The sequence below is a fragment of the Sphingorhabdus sp. genome (assembly GCF_044239665.1).
Lineage (GTDB): Bacteria > Pseudomonadota > Alphaproteobacteria > Sphingomonadales > Sphingomonadaceae > Sphingorhabdus_B.
The window spans coordinates 1-17,788 of record NZ_JBIIBA010000036.1 but is presented as its reverse complement, the minus strand read 5'-3'; the positions used below and the strand labels follow the sequence as shown (position 1 = coordinate 17,788).

The following is a 17,788-nucleotide window of genomic DNA, read 5'->3' as shown; positions in this document are numbered from 1 at the left end:
ACGCCAGCGCTTTGTAGAGGCTGAATAGGCTCGTTGCGATAAGCACGATGCTGACCGCGAATAGCAATATGCGCGGCTGAATACGCTTAGCGACTATTGCCCCAAAGGGCGCGGCGAGCAATCCGCCTATCAACAGGCCGCCCGTTACCACGGTGAAGGCTTCCATTCCGATGGTCAGAATGAAAGTGAGCGACACGGCTACGGTCAAAAAGAATTCCGCCGTATTGACTGTGCCGATGGTTTTGCGCGGGTCTGCGCCTTGGATCAGCAGGTTTGACGTCACCACTGGTCCCCAGCCACCGCCGCCAGAGGCGTCGAGAAAGCCGCCGATCAGGCCAAGTGGCATGGTGACCTTAGGATCGCGCGGCTTGTGCGCATGCGTGAAGCCCCACGCTTTATACAGAAGGTAAAAGCCAATGAGCGTCAAATATCCCATCACAAACGGCCGCGCCGCTTCGGTATGGACGCTGGCCAACAAATAGGCGCCCGTGCAGCCGCCGATGACGCCGGGAATCGCAATGCGCGCAAACAGTTTCCAGTCCACATTCTTGTGCAGGACATGGCTGATGCCCGATGCGCCGGTCGTAAACATCTCAACGAAATGGACGCCAGCCGATGCGCGGGCAGGGGCGACGCCCATGACACTGACGAGCAAAGTGCTACAAATCACGCCAAAGGCCATGCCCAGCGCGCCATCGACCAACTGCGCGGCAAAGCCAACGGCGATGAAAGGCACAACCGCCGCCCAATCGATATTGGCAATAAATTCAATCATCCAAATCTCGCACTGACAGTGTCCACAAATGCTCAGGCATAAAGCGACCTTAGATGATTAGCCATCGCCATGCACCTTGGTATTTTATTGGCTGGCCCAAAGGAGCGGTTTAGCGACAGCCCAAGCTGGCGCTGCTCAAAAGCCTATTCCGCCGCCTGCAGGTAAATGTCGGCGTCCACAACATCGGTTAGATTGATGCCGTCGAGCAGATTGGCGGTTTTGTCGCGCACTTGAAGCATCAGCGCGCGGGTGCGGCAATTTGCTTCCTCGACGCAATTTTTGCACGTTTCGTGCGCATAGCGGCTGGCGCAGGGAACTAAGGCCAGTGAACCACGCATGATACGGATGAGGTCGCCATAGCTGATGTCAATGGGCGAGACGCCCAGCCAATAGCCACCGTCTTTGCCGCGCTGCGACGCCACCAAGCCGGAACGGGAGAGTTCAGACAAGATAACAGTAAGAAATTTAGGCGGAATTTTCTGCGCCTCGGCAATATCGGCGAGTTGAACCGGGCCTTTGCCATAATGATCGGCAAGATGCTGCATAGCGCGAAGGGCGTAGCGGGTTTTTTGAGACAGCATAAGCTTTCCTTGCGCCACGGAGCGTCATTTTTCAACCCGGCAAGTTGACAACGTGTAAAATTTCGTAAATTCATACCTAGTTTAGGGGTGAAAAGCATGCAAAGTCTGTTGCATTGCGCGATAGGGCGGAATAGCGTGCCGTCAAAATACATGCTCAAAGATGAGCAGGCAAAATGAGGCTCAGGGGTGAGCTAGAATAACAGGGGAATTTATGAAATATTCAAATACCGCAATTTTGTTGTTGGCAACCTGCCTGAGCGCGCCTGCGTTTGCGCAAGAATCATCCCCGCCCGTATCGGCGGAAACGAATGGCGATGAAGGTACAGCCATCATCGTAACCGGGTCGCGCATCAAGCAGGACCCGACGAAAAGCGCTGCGCCATTGCAGGTCATTACGCCTTCGGATCTATCGCGTGAGGGCATTAACAGCCCGGAACAGCTGATTTCATTCTTGTCGACCAATGGTACTGGCGCGGATAACCTCGCCTCCAATGGCGATGTCACCAGCGGCGCGCAACGCGGCACCAATGGCCTTTCGGCCGCCAACCTGCGCGGCCAAGGCGCCGCTGCGACGCTTGTATTGCTCAATGGTCGCCGTGTGGCGGCACATGGCCTGACCGGTGGTGCTATCGATGTGAACCAAGTTCCCTTTGCGGCGCTTGAGCGTGTTGAAGTGTTGAAGGATGGCGCGTCCGCCATTTACGGCACCGACGCAATTGGTGGCGTTATCAACTTTATCACGAAATCGAATTTTCAAGGTGTGGTGCTCAACGGCTTCACCGACATTACCCAACGTAATGACAGCGCGATTTATCGCCTGTCTGGGACCGCTGGCTATGGTGACCTCGACACCCAAGGTTTCAACATCATGGGTGCGGTTAGCAAAAGCTGGAATTCCGGCCTGCTTGGCAAAGATCGTGATTTTGTGAACGGCAACCAACCTAATCGTGGTCTTTCGGTGGATACCCGTGGTACGCCAATCGCAACGGCGTTTCCGGCTAACCCCAATAGCATATTTGCACCCACCGGGTCGTTGCTTGGCGGGACCACGAACAGCGCGGCAAATTTCTTCCTGCCCGGATTGCTGATCCCCGGAACAACGACGCGCGCAGATGGCGGTATCAACCCGCTTGATTTGCCAGGTGGCGCAGGTTGTGATTCCGTCAATGGCGGCATGGCCTATGATGAAGTGCTTTGGTCCGTTCCGGGCGCACGCTTTGCGTGTTCATGGGACACAGGCCGCGCTGCTGTGTTGCAACAGCCGCTGCAAACGCTGACTTATTATGGTAAGGCGACATTGGCATTGGGCGACCATCGCTTGGCGGCAGAAATAACCGGCTCCGATGCAGATTCGAAGAAGCGGTTTTCCAACAACCAATATTCGATCAACGCCACAACCATGCCGCTTTATTACCCGCTGAACGCGACCACTGCGGCAACCTATAACAGCGTATATGACACGATTGCAGGCACATTTCCTGCTGTCGGCGCCGTGGGTGACCGGACTGTCGATGCGGTTGGCAATTACGGCAAGCCCATCGCTTATCGCTGGCGCAATATCCCCGGCGGCAATCGCGAATATGTTACAAACACCAAAACAATTCGTGGCGCGTTAACCGCCGAAGGTCCGCTGGGCGGAACATGGGATTACCGCGCAGGCGCATCCTATGCAAAGAGCGAAGCATCGTCTTTGCTTGGCAAGGGTTATCATTATGCCGGGATTTTCCGTAACGCAGCCAACGCCGCGGCGTCGGGCGTGGCAGGGGCCACGAACGGCGGCATTGATCCACGCGCGCCCACCGCGCCTGGTGCAACGCGCCCGGGCATTGTCGGCTTGTTGAACAGCGGTATCCTGAACCCATTTTCGGTGGACCAATCGGCTGCGGCACTAGCTGGGCTTGACGCTATTTCGGCCGAAGGTACGACCTTATATGGCGGTCAATATGAGGTGAAGCAATTTGATGCTTCGGTCTCCGGTTCCTTGTTTGATTTGCCAGCTGGTGCAGTGCAAGTCGCGCTGGGTGCGGATTATCGCCGTGAAACTTACAGCTTCAACGGTTCCGCCGCAGCCGTAACCGGGCAGGCTGAAATTTTTAACGTGGCATTCGACAATGTTAATGCGCTGACGCCGAAAAACCGAAATGTGAAGGCGGTCTATGCCGAAATGTCGGTGCCCGTGTTGGAAAGCCTTGAACTGACGGGTGCGGTTCGCCTCGACGATTATACGGGCTTCGGTTCAACGGTTAATCCCAAATTTACAGCACGGTTTTCGCCAACGAACTGGGTCATGCTTCGGGCGTCCTATAACACAGGGTTCCGCGTTCCCAGCTTCAACCAAATCTTTAACGGCGTCACCGAATCGCCCAATCCTGGAAATAACCTGACAGACCCAAGCACATGTCCGGCGGGTGGTGTTGTGAACGTTACAGCAGGTTGCGGTGCGATCACGCCAACGTCACTGAGCGGCGGCAATCTCAATCTTGGGCCTGAAACATCCGAGCAATATTCGGCCGGTATCGTATTCACGCCAGCGCGACAGTTTAGTGCGTCTGTCGATTTTTGGTCTATCGCCGTTGATAATACCATCGGTGCGCTGACCATCGCCCAATTATTGGCGAACCAATCCTCCTTTTCGGATCGGGTGATACGCACAAGCAACGTCATTACGCAGTTGGATTTGCGGGCGGACAATATCGGTTCGCGGCGTACGCAAGGACTTGAAGTTGCGCTGCGCGGTGGTGTCGATGCATTTGGCGGCGTTTTGACCGCTGGTCTTGATGGAACCTATCTTCTGAAAAAGAAGGAAAAGTTCCTGCCGACTGCGCCATTTGGTTCCAGCCTGATCGGCGTGTTCACTTATGCTGGCGATCTTGGCCTGAAATGGAAACATAGCGCATTCATCAACTATGCTGTCGATGATATGCTGTTCAGCTTCTCGCAAATCTATCGCAACGGATATAAGAATAATGCGCTTCCGGCGTCGTCAAGCCGACCTGATTATAATGCGCGGGTAAAGGCTTATGTCACCTACAATCTGTCGGCGGCTATGGACATGAACGATAAACTGCGTTTGACCGCAGGTATCCGGAACGTGTTCGACACCGATCCGCCATTTGCGATTACCTATGACAGCAACACAGGTGCGGGCTCAAGCTGGGAGCCACGCGTGGCTGACCCACGCGGACGGTCATTCACCTTGGCGGTCGAAGCGAAGTTCTAAGCAAAGGCGTGCCGGGTATGGATATGCATGCAACTCGGCGTCAGATTATGGCGGGGCTGGCAGTTATGCTGTCGGCCCCGCCGCTTTTGGCTGCAGGCGTGCCTGCGGCTAAGGGCGCGCGGAAGCCTGCACGGCTGCGCATCGGTGATACCGTTGGTTTGATTGAGCCAGCATCAGCCAGCGATGACCCATTTCAGATTCAGTTGGTGGAAGAAGCGATTGTCGCCATGGGATTAAAGCCCAAGCGCGCCGCCCATTTGCTGGACCGCTTTGGCTATCTGGCTGGCCAAGACAAGGACCGTGCATCGGACATCAACGCGATGTTCGCGGACACAGATGTGAAGGCCATTTTTGCCGTGCGCGGCGGGTGGGGCAGCGCGCGGCTGTTGCCGTTCCTCGACTGGAACATCATTCGCGCCAATCCCAAATTATTGACCGGCTTCAGCGACATCACGGCCTTGCATATGGCGATTGCGGCCAAGGGCGGATTTGTGACCTTGCATGGCCCGAACGCGGGCAGCGCATGGGGCAAGGCGTCTTGGGACATTTATCGCGAGATTGCGTTTGAGGCAGGGACGCCCTTGTTTACGAACCCTGTTGGCGAAGAGGACCGGATGGCGCAGCGCCGCTGGCGCACGCGGGTGTTGGGCACAGGCAAGGGTAAGGCGCAGGGCAAGCTGCTGGGCGGAAACCTGACGGTGCTGACCGCGCTTGTCGGCACACCCTATCTACCCAATTTCGACGGCGCGATCTTGTTTCTCGAAGATGTGGATGAGGCGGAATATCGCATTGACCGTATGCTCACGCAACTGGGGCAGGCGGGTGTGCTAAAGAACCTGAAAGGCGTCGTGTTCGGGCAGTGCACAGATTGCGTGAATAAGGGGAATAGCTACGGCGCATTTACCCTGAATGACGTGCTGACGCAGCATCTGGGCAGCTTAGGCATCCCTGCCTATCAAGGTGCCTTTTTCGGGCATATCACTGACCAATTCACGTTGCCCGTGGGCGGCATGGCCGAAATCGATGCCGACGCCGGAACGCTCCGCTTGCTGGAGCCTGTTGTCGTTTAATTTACGAACTGCGTCATCAACAATGCAAAGACGTTGTTGGCCATGTGCAGGATGATGTTGGTGCGCAGCGATCCCGTGCGGTGATAGAGATAGCCAAAGGCAATGCTCAGCGTCATCAGAGCGGGGATCGCATATAGTTGCAAATGCACCAAGGCGAACAGCAAGGACGACAAAAGGATCGCGCCCCAAACGGGCACATATTTCGCCAGCGCATTTTGTAACAACCCGCGAAACAGCAATTCCTCCACAATGGGCGCGGCAATCGCAATGGCGAAGAACATGGTCGCCATGTTCAGCGGCGTCCGGTCTATGCCTGCCAGGATTTTCGCCATGTCGTCTTGCATGCCGATGTCCGGAATGACATAATGTGCATACACAAAATTGAACGCCATGGCGGCGGCAACCAATGATATAGCCAGCCCCGTTGCCTTGTGCAGCGGGATACTGCCGAAATCATAAAGGCCCAATGCCTCCATCCGGCCATTTTTGCGTAGATACAGCCACATCAGCATCAGTTGGGCGATCGCAGATGCCGCTAATCCAGCGATGATCGACATGGGCGCTGGCGTGGCAAGGTCGCCTTGCGTTGCAGCGATGATGAGGCCTGTGCACACGCCTTGCAGGGCGAAATAGGATATGATGAAACTTATGCTGGGTAGCAGGCCGGGATAATAGGATCGTGCGGCTATCATTGTAGGGGCAGGTTCGCCAAGTTGCATGTCTTCCCGATCTATCCTGCGCAAAAGTGAAGGCCGGGCGTTCTTGGCCCGACCTTCCGCTGTTTTACACATTACAGATTAATAGGCCACCCGTGTTGCAGTCAGGCCATAGGATGGAAGCAAGGCCTGAACACTAGTCGGGCCGGCCAGATGGCCTGCGCCAACGGCCATGAATGTCACGCCCGGCTTTTTCATTTGCGCCGAAATCCATTTCGCCCAATTGGCGTTCCGCTTGGTCAGCAGGGCGTCGTATAATGTCCGGCTGGTCATCCCTTCATTCATAAGCTGCGCAAGGCTTTCGGTGTCCGCCGATCCCCACATGTCGACCATTTTTTCCATCATGCTGGTGGTTTCATTAATCGTTTTTGCCGTTTCGACCAAAAACGCGATTTGCTCGGCCTCGGGCAGGGTATCGAACACTCCAAGCTGAAATTCCGCAGTTTCAAGTCCAGCGATGGGCTTATTGCTGACCTTCGCCGCTGCCGTCAGTTGTTTTTCAACACCGCTATTGGGTTCATAGCCGGATTTCTGGATTGCCAATAGCGACATGGTCATCCCCGCCGCCCATGGCTCGAACGGGTCGAAAGCAGGCGCTGGAAGGCCAAGCGTTCCCATCGCCGCGTCATACACCGCACGGTCCGCATCCTTCATTTTGGAGCGCAAGGTCTTGCCCTGCTGATCCATCGCCAGCTTGCCAAACAAGGCTTGAACTTCGGCGGCGGGTGGCTCGACCAGTTCCAATACCAATTGGTCTGAACTATCAAAAGCCGTCTTTACGCCATCATCAAACCAACCAAGACCTGGCTTTAAGACATGGATGCTCCCGAACAGGTAAATGGTCGTGTCTTCGTCCTTAATCACCCACAAAGCAGGATCAACATCCTTGAGCGCAGGCGCCGCCTTGACCGGGTCAAGCGCGGTGGTCGATGCCGGGGCCTCGGTAGGCGTTGTCTGCGCTGCAACGGGCGCTGCCCATGCCAATGCGCATGTCGCAGTGGCGGCCAATAAGGACTTCAAAGTAATGCGCATTCTCATTCTCCTGTAACGCAAGATAGCAAACTATTTCGATGAACTTGGACCGTTCATTATAGGTATTTCTTCCAGAACCAGACTGCCGTCGCAGCAAAAAATGTCATAAAATAGAGTGTTATGCCATTTACTTCCGGCAACATGCCCCCGCGCCACAGAAGCCACCAAACCGGCGCGATGAACCAAAATGCGTAGATCGCGATGAGGGCGGCAAATCGATAGGCGGCTTCCTCTTGCTCATCGACGGCATGCTTGTGCATATAGAAGGTGCTGGCTGGCGCGATTACGCCGATGGCGATGGAAAGGATGATCGCGAGCGTGGGAGACATGGTATCATTGGAAATCAGACCGGTTTCGTTTGCGTCAAAACTGCCTGTCAGCGCGAGGAGGAGGCCGGTGACGCCGCCAAATATAAAGCTGCCAACCATGAAACGATTGTAGACTTTTTCACGGCGCGGCACTTTTTGGTCGCTCCGCTTCATTTGGCGAAACAATTTCCAGATGACGAAAGCCAACAAAAGGGCGACACTCATGAGCGCCGCTAAAACAGCATAGCTAGCAATATTTAGCGGACCGCCGCCTTCGGACATATGTGCAGACAGGAAACCCGTGATAGCGCCCAAGATCATAATGATGCCAAGGCCGCACAACGACATCCACAATATGCGTAGGCCATTTCGGTCCGCATTTTCATCTACATCAAACATGCTTCCCTCCGTCAAATTCATCATCAAAAATCTGTTCGATTGGTAAGTCAAACAGCCGTGAAATCTTGAACGCCAGCGGCAGCGACGGGTCATATTTGCCGGTTTCAATCGCATTCACCGCCTGACGCGATACATCGAGATGCTCGCCCAAATCGGCCTGACTCCAGTTGCGCATCGCGCGCAGCACTTTGAGCTGATTTTTCATGTCAGGTTCCAGTGTCTTTGTGTCATGGAAACCTGACTAATTTGATTCGCGCATAATGTCAATAACACCTTACATAATGCTATGCACCGCTGACAAAAACCCGTGCGTTTATTCAGAACCTTGATTTAGCGCCGCTTCTCCGCCAATGGCTGGGCATGTCCGACGTTGCTCCATTAAGTTTTCAGGATTTAATCCTCACGCTCCATGATTATTGGGGTAAGCAGGGTTGCGCGATATTGCAGCCTTATGACATGGAAATGGGCGCTGGCACGTTTCACACCGCGACGACTCTGCGCGCGCTGGGGCCTGACCCATGGAACGCCGCCTTTGTGCAGCCATCGCGCCGGCCAACCGATGGCCGTTATGGCGAAAATCCCAATCGGCTGGGCGCTTATTATCAATATCAGGTCATCTTGAAACCAAGCCCGCCCAATTTGCAGGAGCTATATCTTGGCTCGTTAAAGGCCATTGGCATTGACCCGTTGCTCCACGACATCCGCTTTGTCGAAGATGACTGGGAAAGCCCGACTCTGGGCGCATGGGGCCTTGGCTGGGAAATATGGTGCGATGGTATGGAGGTGACTCAGTTCACCTATTTTCAGCAAATGGGCGGCTTTGACTGCAAACCGGTTTCGGGTGAGCTGACTTATGGTCTGGAACGTCTGGCGATGTATATCCAGAACAAGGACAGCATTTTCGACCTTGTGTATAACAACGCCACGGCGGATCGTCCGGCGGTGACTTATGGGGACATTTTCCGCGAAAACGAACGGCAAATGAGCACCTATCATTTCGAAGTCGCCGACACCGACATGTTGTTTGATGCGTTCAAAAAAGCGACGGCAGAATGCGAAAGTTGCCTGCAACATGGCTTGCCCATTCCCGCTTATGAACAAGCGATTAAGGCGAGCCATATCTTCAACGTGCTTCAGGCGCGCGGCGTCATTTCTGTGCAGGAACGCGCCAGTTACATGGGCCGCGTCCGCGACCTTGCCAAAGGCAGTTGCCAAGCATGGATGGATAAAAATGCCGCCGACTGGAACAGTCGACATCCAAATTGGCGGGCGGCGTGATTCAGACAATCGCCCCATCCACACATAATGTGTCATCCCCGCGAATGCGGGGACCCATGGCCTGCACTTTAAGTTTACAGAACGAGGGTGGCTTGGGCGAATATGGTCGACCATGGATTCCCGCATGCGCGGGAATGACAATGGCTTTGGCCGACGGGGAATTAGCATGACCGACTTCCTGCTTGAACTGCGCTCCGAAGAAATTCCTGCGCGGATGCAATTAAAGGCCAAGGAAGATTTGGCCCGCCTGTTTAACGATGCATTGGCCAAGGCTGGGCTTGTGGCGGCGTCGGTGGAAACCTTCGCTACGCCGCGCCGCCTTGCGTTAATCGCAACCGGCTTGCCGCTGGCAACAGAGGCTGTGTCCGAAGAAACCAAAGGGCCAAAGGTCGGCGCGCCGCCACAGGCGATGGAAGGTTTCTTGCGCAAAACGGGCCTTTCGCAAGACCAGTTGGTCGAACGCGATGGCGTCTATTATGCGGTAGTGGAAAAGGCAGGGCGTCAGACGGCGGATGTTTTGGCAGAGGCGATCCCCGCGATCATCCGCGCCTTCCCATGGCCGAAATCACAACGCTGGGGCGCGGCATCGGTCTCGACCGAAAGCTTGCGCTGGGTGCGCCCATTGCAGGGCATCGTCGCGTTGCTTGGCGACGCAGTTGTGCATTGCGACATTGATGGCATTGTGAGCGGCGCGGAGACGATGGGCCATCGCTTCCATCACAGCGGCGTTGTTACCATCGGCAATGCAGGCGATTATATTGAGAAGCTGCGCGCGGCCCATGTTCTTGTTCATTTCTCCGAACGCTGCCGCATCATCCGCGACGGCGCGACGGCGGCGGCAGAGGGCGCTGGCCTGAATTTGGTGGAAGATGAAGGCTTAGTCATCGAAAATGCGGGCCTGACCGAATGGCCCGTGCCGATGCTTGGCCGCTTCGACGCCGCCTTTCTGGAAGTGCCGCAAGAGGTCATTCAATTGACCGCGCGCGTGAACCAGAAATATTTTGTGTGCCATGATGCAGCGGGCAGACTGGCCAATGCATTTGTCTGCACCGCAAATATCGACGCGCATGACAATGGGACGGCGATTGTTGCGGGTAATGAAAAGGTATTGGCCGCGCGTCTGTCCGATGCGAAATTCTTCTGGGAACAGGATTTAAAGGTCGCGCTAGATGACCAAGCGCAGAAATTGGCGCAGATAACGTTTCATGAAAAATTGGGCAGCGTTGCCGATAAGGTGGAACGTGTGGCGAAGCTCGCCCGTTGGTTGGTGGAAGAGGGGATCGTCAAATCCTCCCCGGAACGGGGAGGTGGCGCTCGCGGAGCGAGTGACGGAGGGGGCTCTTTGCCTCCCGTGTCCTTTGATGCTGAAAGCCCCCTCCACCGTCCTTCGGACGGTCCCCCTCCCCGTACCGAGGAGGATTTAGCCGACCAAGCCGAACGCGCGGCGCGTTTGTGCAAGGCGGATCTCGTCACCGGCATGGTCGGAGAATTCCCCGAATTGCAAGGCCTCATGGGCGGCTATTACGCCCGGGCGCAAGGCGAAAGCGACGCCGTCGCCGACGCCATTCGCGACCATTATAAACCCGTCGGGCAGGGCGATGATGTGCCCACTGCGCCGGTAACGGTGGCGGTGAGTTTAGCGGATAAGTTGGATACGCTGGCGCAGTTCTTCGCGGCAGCTATGCCGCCCACGGGTTCGAAGGATCCTTTTGCCTTGCGTCGCGCCGGAATTGGCCTGCTTTCGCTCATAACCGATAATGGCTTGCGCGGTTCATTCAGAAAACTGCTGATCGAGACTGGCGCTGCGACGAGCTATGTAGATCTTGAAGCGTTCCTAATCGACCGCCTCAAAGTCCAACAACGCGAAGCAGGCGTGCGGCATGACCTGATTGATGCGGTTTTTAGCCTTGGCGGTGAGGATGATCTTGTCCGGCTGCTGGCGCGGGTGAAGGCTTTGCAGGCCTATATCACGACCGCCGAAGGTGCGAACCTGTTGGCGGCATATAAGCGTGCGGCGAATATATTGAAGCAGGCTGACGGTGGCGAAAAAACGACCGTCGCCCCAGCGCAGGCTGGGGCCCATCACGTGTCTCAGTCTGGAACGACAGACGAGATAGGCTCCAGCCTGCGCTGGAGCGACGCGGATTTGGGTCGTGAGGATCTTGCCCTCCTGACCGCGCTCGATGTTGCCGAGCCACAGGCGCAAAAGGCGCTTGAGGTCGAAGATTTCGAAGGCGCAATGGCGGCATTGGCCAGTTTACGTGCACCTATTGATGCCTTTTTTGAAGGCGTCATGGTCAATGATCCGGATCCAGCCAAGCGGGCGTTTCGTTTGGGGTTACTCGCGCGGTTCCGCGATGCAGTCACACAAGTGGCCGATTTTTCGAAGATTGAGGGATAAGGTCGAACGGCACGCTGAACAAGTTCAGCAAGGCGGCGCTTGATTTAAATCAATGCCATAGGGGCCGAATGGGCGTTTGGGTTGTTTCCTGTTCAAAGGAACATCCCCAATGGCCGTCATCCACCGCATCCGTATTTTTCACGCCTTTCTCGCGCTGAGCGTATTGGGGGCCTATTTTTCGGGCGAAATGGGCCTTGTCCATGCTTGGCTGGGCTATGGCGTGGCGGTCCTGATATTATCCCGGCTGATTTGGGCCTTGAGCGGCGCGCCGCAATTGGGGCTTGCGCGTTTCCACCCCTCGTTCAAGGATTTGCACCTAAAAGGGATCATGACCCATCCGGCCATTAGCCAAGTCCTGCTGGCGGGAATCGCTATTTCCGTGATCGGCGCAACGGGTACGGGTATCATGATGGACAAGGGGCGTGCGTTGCAGCCAAGCGCGATTAGCTCCTTTTCCCTCTCGGGCGAAAATGCACGCGAAGGACGCGAAGATGAATCCGGCGAAATGACCGAAGAAGCGCATGAATATCTGGCAAATCTGGCGATTGCACTGGTCGCGCTCCATGTCTTGTATCTGCTAACTTTCCGGCTGCCCTTGGCGCGCTTTATGTTATTCGCCAATAAATCCAGAAAATAACCGCCCTGCGGACTTGACTCCAATGCGCTGCACTGCACAACGGCGAGCAAGCAATAAAGCCAAGTAAAAGGAATGGCTGCGGGATGACCCAATATGTATATCGGTTCGGTGGCGGTGTTTCGGACGGCGACGAATCCGTTCGTGGCAATAAAAACATTTTGGGCGGCAAGGGCGCGAACCTAGATGGCATGGCGTCGATTGGCCTGCCTGTCCCCCCGGGCTTCACGATCACGACCGAAATGTGCGCGGCTTATTATTCCAATGGCCAAAGCTTCCCCGACAGCGTTCGGGCCGAAGTCACCCATGGCCTTGCCCATATTGAGCAGGTAACGGGCAAATCCTTTGGCGATCCGACCAATCCGTTATTGGTGTCGGTGCGTTCGGGCGCGCGGGTGTCGATGCCCGGCATGATGGATACGGTGTTGAACCTCGGGCTAAATGACCAGACGGTCGAAGGGCTTGCCGCTTCGTCGGGTGATGCGCGCTTTGCGTGGGACAGCTATCGCCGCTTCATTCAAATGTATGCCGATGTGGTGTTGGAATTGGACCATGGCGCGTTTGAAGAAGCGTTGGAGATCGCCAAGGAAGATCGCGGTTTCTATCTCGATACCGAATTGTCCGCTGATGATTTAAAGGCGTTGGTGGCCGAATATAAGCGCCTCGTCGCTGCCGAATGGGGCAAGCCATTTCCGCAAGATGTGCATGACCAATTATGGGGCGCGGTTGGCGCGGTGTTTGGATCATGGGAATCAGATCGGGCAAAGGTCTATCGCCGCCTGAACAATATCCCGGGCGACTGGGGCACTGCGGTCAATGTGCAGGCGATGGTCTTTGGCAATATGGGCGAAACGTCGGCGACGGGCGTGGCCTTTACCCGTGACCCGGCGACGGGCGAGAACGCCTTTTACGGCGAATATCTGATCAATGCGCAGGGTGAGGATGTTGTCGCAGGGATACGCACCCCGCAATATCTGACCAAGGCAGCACGCGAGCGCGCAGGCGCAAAGCCGCTATCGATGGAAGAGGCCATGCCGACGGTATATGCCGAGCTGGCGCGCGTGTTCGAGATTCTTGAAACACATTATCGCGATATGCAGGATATTGAATTCACCGTTGAGCGCGAGAAATTGTGGATGCTGCAAACCCGTTCGGGCAAGCGCACCGCCAAGGCCGCCTTGAAAATTGCCGTCGATATGGCGCAAGCAGGCATGATCACCACCGATGAGGCGGTGTTGCGCATTGATCCGATGGCGCTGGACCAGTTGTTGCACCCAACGCTGGATCCGCAAGCGTCACGCGACGTGCTGACCTCTGGCCTGCCGGCGTCACCGGGCGCTGCATCGGGCGAAATTGTCTTTGATGCCGATACTGCCGAACGGTTTAGCGAATTGGGCAAGGCGGTTATATTGGTCCGTATCGAGACCAGCCCTGAGGATATTCACGGCATGCACGCCGCCAAGGGCATTTTGACCGCACGCGGCGGAATGACCAGCCATGCTGCCGTTGTCGCACGCGGCATGGGGCGGCCTTGCGTATCGGGCGCAGGCAGCCTTCAGATTGACGCAGCGGGCAAAACGCTGCGCATATCAGGACGGACCTTGAAAGAGGGCGACATCATCACATTGGATGGTTCAACCGGCGAAGTGATGGCGGGCGAAGTGCCGACGATCCAGCCCGAATTGGTGGGCGATTTCGGGACGTTGATGGTCTGGGCCGACGCGGGTCGCCGGATGAAGGTCCGCGCCAATGCCGAAACCCCGTCCGACGCGCAAACCGCGCGTGATTTCGGTGCGGAGGGCATTGGCTTGTGCCGGACCGAGCATATGTTCTTTGACGCCGCGCGCATCACTGCGGTGCGCCAGATGATCTTGGCCGATGATGAAAAGGGCCGCCGCGTCGCGCTCGACAAATTGCTGCCCGAACAGCGCAAGGATTTTGCCGCGATTTTCGAAGTCATGGCAGGGCTTCCCGTTACCATCCGCTTGCTTGACCCACCCTTGCATGAATTCCTGCCGCATCAGGAAAGCGAATTTGCCGAGGTTGCAGCAGCAGCGGGCGTCGGTGTTGAGGTGTTGAAACAACGCGCGTCCGAACTGCATGAATTCAACCCGATGCTTGGCCACCGTGGATGCCGTTTGGGTGTCACTTATCCCGAAATTTACGAGATGCAGGCGCGGGCCATTTTTGAGGCCGCGTGCAGCCTTGCCGTTGCACCTGTGCCCGAAATCATGATCCCACTTGTCGGCACGCGCCGCGAATTGGAATTGATGAAGGACGTGGTCGACAAGGCCGCAGAAGCGGTCTTTGCCGAACAGGGTAAGCGGATTGAATATCTTGTCGGTACGATGATCGAGCTGCCCCGCGCGGCGTTGATGGCCGATGAAATTGCCGAAGTCGGAAGCTTCTTCAGCTTTGGCACCAATGACCTGACGCAAACCACCTTGGGCGTCAGCCGCGATGACGCCGCGCGCTTCCTGACGCATTATGTCGACAAGGGCATTTACGCCCGCGATCCCTTTGTCAGCCTAGATGTCGAAGGCGTTGGCCAATTGATCGAGATTGCAGCCATTAAAGGCCGCGATACGCGTCCGGAAATCAAACTCGGCATTTGTGGCGAACATGGCGGCGATCCGGCATCGATCACTTTTTGTGAAAAAGTCGGCCTCGATTATGTCAGCGCCTCACCTTATCGCGTGCCCATAGCTCGGCTGGCGGCGGCGCAAGCGGCGCTTGCCAGCGGGTAAGGTAACCGGCTAGCATTCGATCTTGAGGAGAGGGATTATGAAGGCTTGGCAAAGATACGCCATTGGGATTGCGCTCGGGCTCGTCGGTGGCACCGCCTTTGCGGTCCACCAAGTGCGCGGTGGCTTAAACGATGGCCTTGTCTCCAATGGGCTGTGGGAGACAGGAAAAAGCTTCGGCACATTGGATGCCAGCACACTCACCCGCGCCAAGGTTGCTTTGTCAGGTCTGATGGCCTTGCCTGCCAAAGAGGCGATGTATTTCACCGCAACCCATGACAGCGATGGCCGCAAGCTCGACGGCCGTTGCAGCTATGATGTGCGCGGCGGCACGCTGGATGGCCGCTGGTGGAGCGTGACCTTATATGAAGGCGAAGGTTGGCTCGTGAAAAACGCCGCCAAGCGCTGGTCTGTTGCAGCAAGCGCCGTAACCCCAGACGCGCAAGGGCGCTGGTCGTTCACAGTGTCGCCAGATGCGCAGGATGGCAATTGGTTACCAACGGGATCAGCTAAGGCTTTTGACCTCACACTGCGGCTATATCACCCTTCTCCTGAGGTGATTGATAATCCTGAAAAAGCGAAACTCCCCGTTATTGAACGTAAAGGATGTGCATGATGCGGCGATGGTTGTTTCCCATATTTGCGGGCGGTCTTGTCGCTTTGGGCGCATATCAAGCGACCTTATTAGCAACGCCTTATGCGTTGATGTATGCGGCGCTTAAAAAAATCGGTGGTGACGAAGCGTCAAACCGTTTTGTCTTTTCAAAAATGGCGACTGCCGACAATCAACCGATCGTCCGGCCAAGCCCTGATTTATCCTATTCGACCTGTGTGTTTGACCTTTCCAAGGGGCCGGTGCTGGTGGATGTCCCCCCTGTTCCCGGGCGCTATTGGTCTCTCAGCATTTTCGATGCGCGAACGGATGTCGCCGCCGTGCGGAGCGATCGCGACACCAAAGGTGCGCCCGCCCGCCTTGCATTGATTAAGCAGGGGCAAATGGCGCCCGCGGGATATGAACCTGTCCTTTTGGGGTATGATCGGGGCCTTGCATTGGTGCGTATATTGCTTGCTAATCCATCCGAATTTACAGCCGTGGACGCAATCCGCCGAAAATCGACCTGCAAGCAGCTTGCAACGTCAAATTAGGCCTTGCACAACTTTGCTGCCGTCCCTAATAGCGGCGCTCCAGTGCACCCGTAGCTCAGCTGGATAGAGCATCAGACTACGAATCTGAGGGCCGGGCGTTCGAATCGCTCCGGGTGCACCACTTTCCTACCAAATCACGAACAGGGATTTTTCCCTTCAGTGCGGCCCTGACAGCCTTCTCTAGGCTCGACTTCTACCCTGTGTGGGGCCTCGCTTATTCACGATGGGTGGCTAAGCCAGCACAAATACGGGTCTTTTGACGTGACCCCTTAAATTCCCTCCATTTATAATTAGAGTCCGGCCCTTAATTGAGCCTAGCCCCTTTTTTGGTCCGACCTTTATGAGAAAGACCGGTTCTTTTTGCATCAGGGCAGGCGGAACACAAGTCGTCGGCAGCGCAACCTTTGACCCGCTCGCGGCGATTACCAGCCCTGGTAACTATTCTGACAATGCTGTGTTTGGTATTGTTACCGTGACAAATGGCAGTACCTATAATGCACGCAAAGGCGTAATCGATACCTTCATCATTGATACCAGCCAGGGCATTACAGCAACCATTGTTGGATTTGAGACCGGTGATGTTATTGAGTTTGTAGGGCGCACACCCGATCTTGGGGTTAATTTTGAGCAGGTCTCCAACACCGATGGTCTTACAACTATTTCCGCAGGCAATGCTTCCATCACGCTGACCAACCTCACCAATGATAACTTCGGCAATGAGGCAACATTTGAAGCCATTTATGGCGCGAATGCCATTGGGTATGTGATTTAAAAAGTCCTGACCCTAATAGTTTTGTTATCGGATGCTGAGCGTATCTTGGTGGTTGCATCTGCACAGTTTGATGGTTGACGCTCATTGGCTATCGGTGGGTTGGTCTTTATCATTTGTTTCACTAATAAATGACGCTCTTAAATTTTCTGATAGATCGTATATTCTTTTCCTTTTGTCATTTTTTGACATTCTTATTTCTAGCGCCCCAATATCTAATAGTCTTTTTAAATCTTGATTATGACCTGAAATAGATCTTCCTGTTTTTTTCATCAAATCTAATGAAGCGATTGGTCCATTTTCCAAAATTTCTTTTATAATCCGTATTTCATTATGTAAGAATTTTATATTTGTTGATTTTTGAAAATTAAAAATCTTCTTTATTTCATCAATCATAAATGCCTCGCCCTCACTGAATAATAGATTATCATTGAGTTGTAAAAAATGCATTAGTTTTCAATATTGATGAAAATTAGTTTATAAAACTAGTGATAACAATATTTTACAATTCGCTCCAATGATTGAAAGCAGCGCTGGTGATGTTCCGCTGGAGTACAAAGTTGTGGCTGGGTTAATTCGCAGACTATTTTTTTGAGGCATTATACCAACCTGCATTGATCACAACTCACTGGCCCATTTACGATGGCCGATGGTCATAATGCGCCAAGGCTGATCTATGAGTTTGTTCCACGCCTCGCAGCAGAGGTCGACGATA

At 55.0% G+C, this 17,788-nt stretch carries 16 protein-coding genes and 1 tRNA gene; 10 read left to right on the top strand and 7 right to left on the bottom strand.

Annotated elements, in window-relative coordinates:
* Positions 1–775 (bottom strand): sulfite exporter TauE/SafE family protein (locus tag ACILP3_RS09765; RefSeq protein ID WP_395616446.1); only part of this gene is annotated, 775 nt, incomplete at its 3' end.
* Positions 776–918: 143 nt separating this feature from the next.
* Positions 919–1,356, bottom strand: coding sequence for an RrF2 family transcriptional regulator (locus ACILP3_RS09760; RefSeq protein ID WP_395616445.1), 438 nt, complete (start codon positions 1,354–1,356; stop codon positions 919–921).
* 211 nt (positions 1,357–1,567) lie between these two features.
* Here ACILP3_RS09760 and ACILP3_RS09755 point away from each other — a divergent pair, with 211 nt between their 5' ends.
* Positions 1,568–4,576: a TonB-dependent receptor domain-containing protein gene (locus tag ACILP3_RS09755; protein ID WP_395616444.1), complete on the top strand. Its 3,009-nt coding sequence runs from the start codon at positions 1,568–1,570 to the stop codon at positions 4,574–4,576.
* 23 nt (positions 4,577–4,599) lie between these two features.
* Positions 4,600–5,646, top strand: coding sequence for an LD-carboxypeptidase (locus ACILP3_RS09750; protein ID WP_395616447.1), 1,047 nt, complete (start codon positions 4,600–4,602; stop codon positions 5,644–5,646).
* Here ACILP3_RS09750 and ACILP3_RS09745 read toward each other — a convergent pair.
* The 4 genes from ACILP3_RS09745 to ACILP3_RS09730 all read right to left on the bottom strand — a co-directional run bounded on the left by ACILP3_RS09745 (position 5,643) and on the right by ACILP3_RS09730 (position 8,306).
* Positions 5,643–6,437: a lysostaphin resistance A-like protein gene (locus ACILP3_RS09745; protein ID WP_395616443.1), complete on the bottom strand. Its 795-nt coding sequence runs from the start codon at positions 6,435–6,437 to the stop codon at positions 5,643–5,645. The two genes, ACILP3_RS09750 and ACILP3_RS09745, sit on opposite strands and share 4 nt — an antisense overlap.
* A 6-nt stretch (positions 6,438–6,443) precedes the next feature.
* Positions 6,444–7,394 carry a TraB/GumN family protein gene (locus ACILP3_RS09740; RefSeq protein WP_395616442.1) on the bottom strand — a complete coding sequence of 317 codons (951 nt, stop codon included), beginning with the start codon at positions 7,392–7,394 and terminating at the stop codon, positions 6,444–6,446.
* Between the two features lie 56 nt (positions 7,395–7,450).
* Positions 7,451–7,984: a hypothetical protein gene (locus tag ACILP3_RS09735; protein WP_395616441.1), complete on the bottom strand. Its 534-nt coding sequence runs from the start codon at positions 7,982–7,984 to the stop codon at positions 7,451–7,453.
* Positions 7,985–8,093: 109 nt separating this feature from the next.
* Positions 8,094–8,306, bottom strand: coding sequence for a helix-turn-helix transcriptional regulator (locus ACILP3_RS09730; protein WP_395616440.1), 213 nt, complete (start codon positions 8,304–8,306; stop codon positions 8,094–8,096).
* 155 nt (positions 8,307–8,461) lie between these two features.
* Here ACILP3_RS09730 and ACILP3_RS09725 point away from each other — a divergent pair, with 155 nt between their 5' ends.
* From ACILP3_RS09725 to ACILP3_RS09690, 8 genes are all read left to right on the top strand, one after another.
* Positions 8,462–9,379 carry a glycine--tRNA ligase subunit alpha gene (locus ACILP3_RS09725; RefSeq protein WP_395616439.1) on the top strand — a complete coding sequence of 306 codons (918 nt, stop codon included), beginning with the start codon at positions 8,462–8,464 and terminating at the stop codon, positions 9,377–9,379.
* Between the two features lie 166 nt (positions 9,380–9,545).
* The gene (glyS, locus tag ACILP3_RS09720; RefSeq protein WP_395616438.1) at positions 9,546–11,780 is read left to right on the top strand and encodes a glycine--tRNA ligase subunit beta; all 2,235 of its coding nucleotides are present in this window, start codon (positions 9,546–9,548) and stop codon (positions 11,778–11,780) included.
* 109 nt (positions 11,781–11,889) lie between these two features.
* Positions 11,890–12,417: a cytochrome b/b6 domain-containing protein gene (locus tag ACILP3_RS09715; protein WP_395616437.1), complete on the top strand. Its 528-nt coding sequence runs from the start codon at positions 11,890–11,892 to the stop codon at positions 12,415–12,417.
* Positions 12,418–12,500: 83 nt separating this feature from the next.
* Positions 12,501–15,161 (top strand): pyruvate, phosphate dikinase, encoded by a 2,661-nt coding sequence (gene ppdK, locus ACILP3_RS09710; protein ID WP_395616436.1) that lies wholly within the window; start codon positions 12,501–12,503, stop codon positions 15,159–15,161.
* A gap of 37 nt (positions 15,162–15,198) precedes the next feature.
* A complete protein-coding gene (locus ACILP3_RS09705) occupies positions 15,199–15,774 on the top strand; it encodes a DUF1214 domain-containing protein (protein ID WP_395616435.1) in 576 nt (191 codons plus the stop codon).
* Positions 15,771–16,304, top strand: a complete 534-nt coding sequence (locus ACILP3_RS09700) for a DUF1254 domain-containing protein (RefSeq protein ID WP_395616434.1) — start codon at positions 15,771–15,773, stop codon at positions 16,302–16,304. The genes ACILP3_RS09705 and ACILP3_RS09700 overlap by 4 nt, the downstream gene beginning before the upstream one ends.
* Before the next feature lie 44 nt (positions 16,305–16,348).
* Positions 16,349–16,425, top strand: a tRNA-Arg gene (locus tag ACILP3_RS09695).
* A 219-nt stretch (positions 16,426–16,644) separates the two neighbouring features.
* On the top strand, positions 16,645–17,076 hold the full coding sequence (locus ACILP3_RS09690) for a hypothetical protein (RefSeq protein ID WP_395616433.1): 432 nt from the start codon (positions 16,645–16,647) through the stop codon (positions 17,074–17,076).
* A gap of 81 nt (positions 17,077–17,157) precedes the next feature.
* Here the strand turns inward: ACILP3_RS09690 and ACILP3_RS09685 are convergent, their stop codons facing one another.
* Entirely contained in the window at positions 17,158–17,469 is a 312-nt protein-coding gene (locus ACILP3_RS09685) for a hypothetical protein (RefSeq protein WP_395616432.1), read from the bottom strand.
* Positions 17,470–17,788 lie beyond the last annotated feature (319 nt).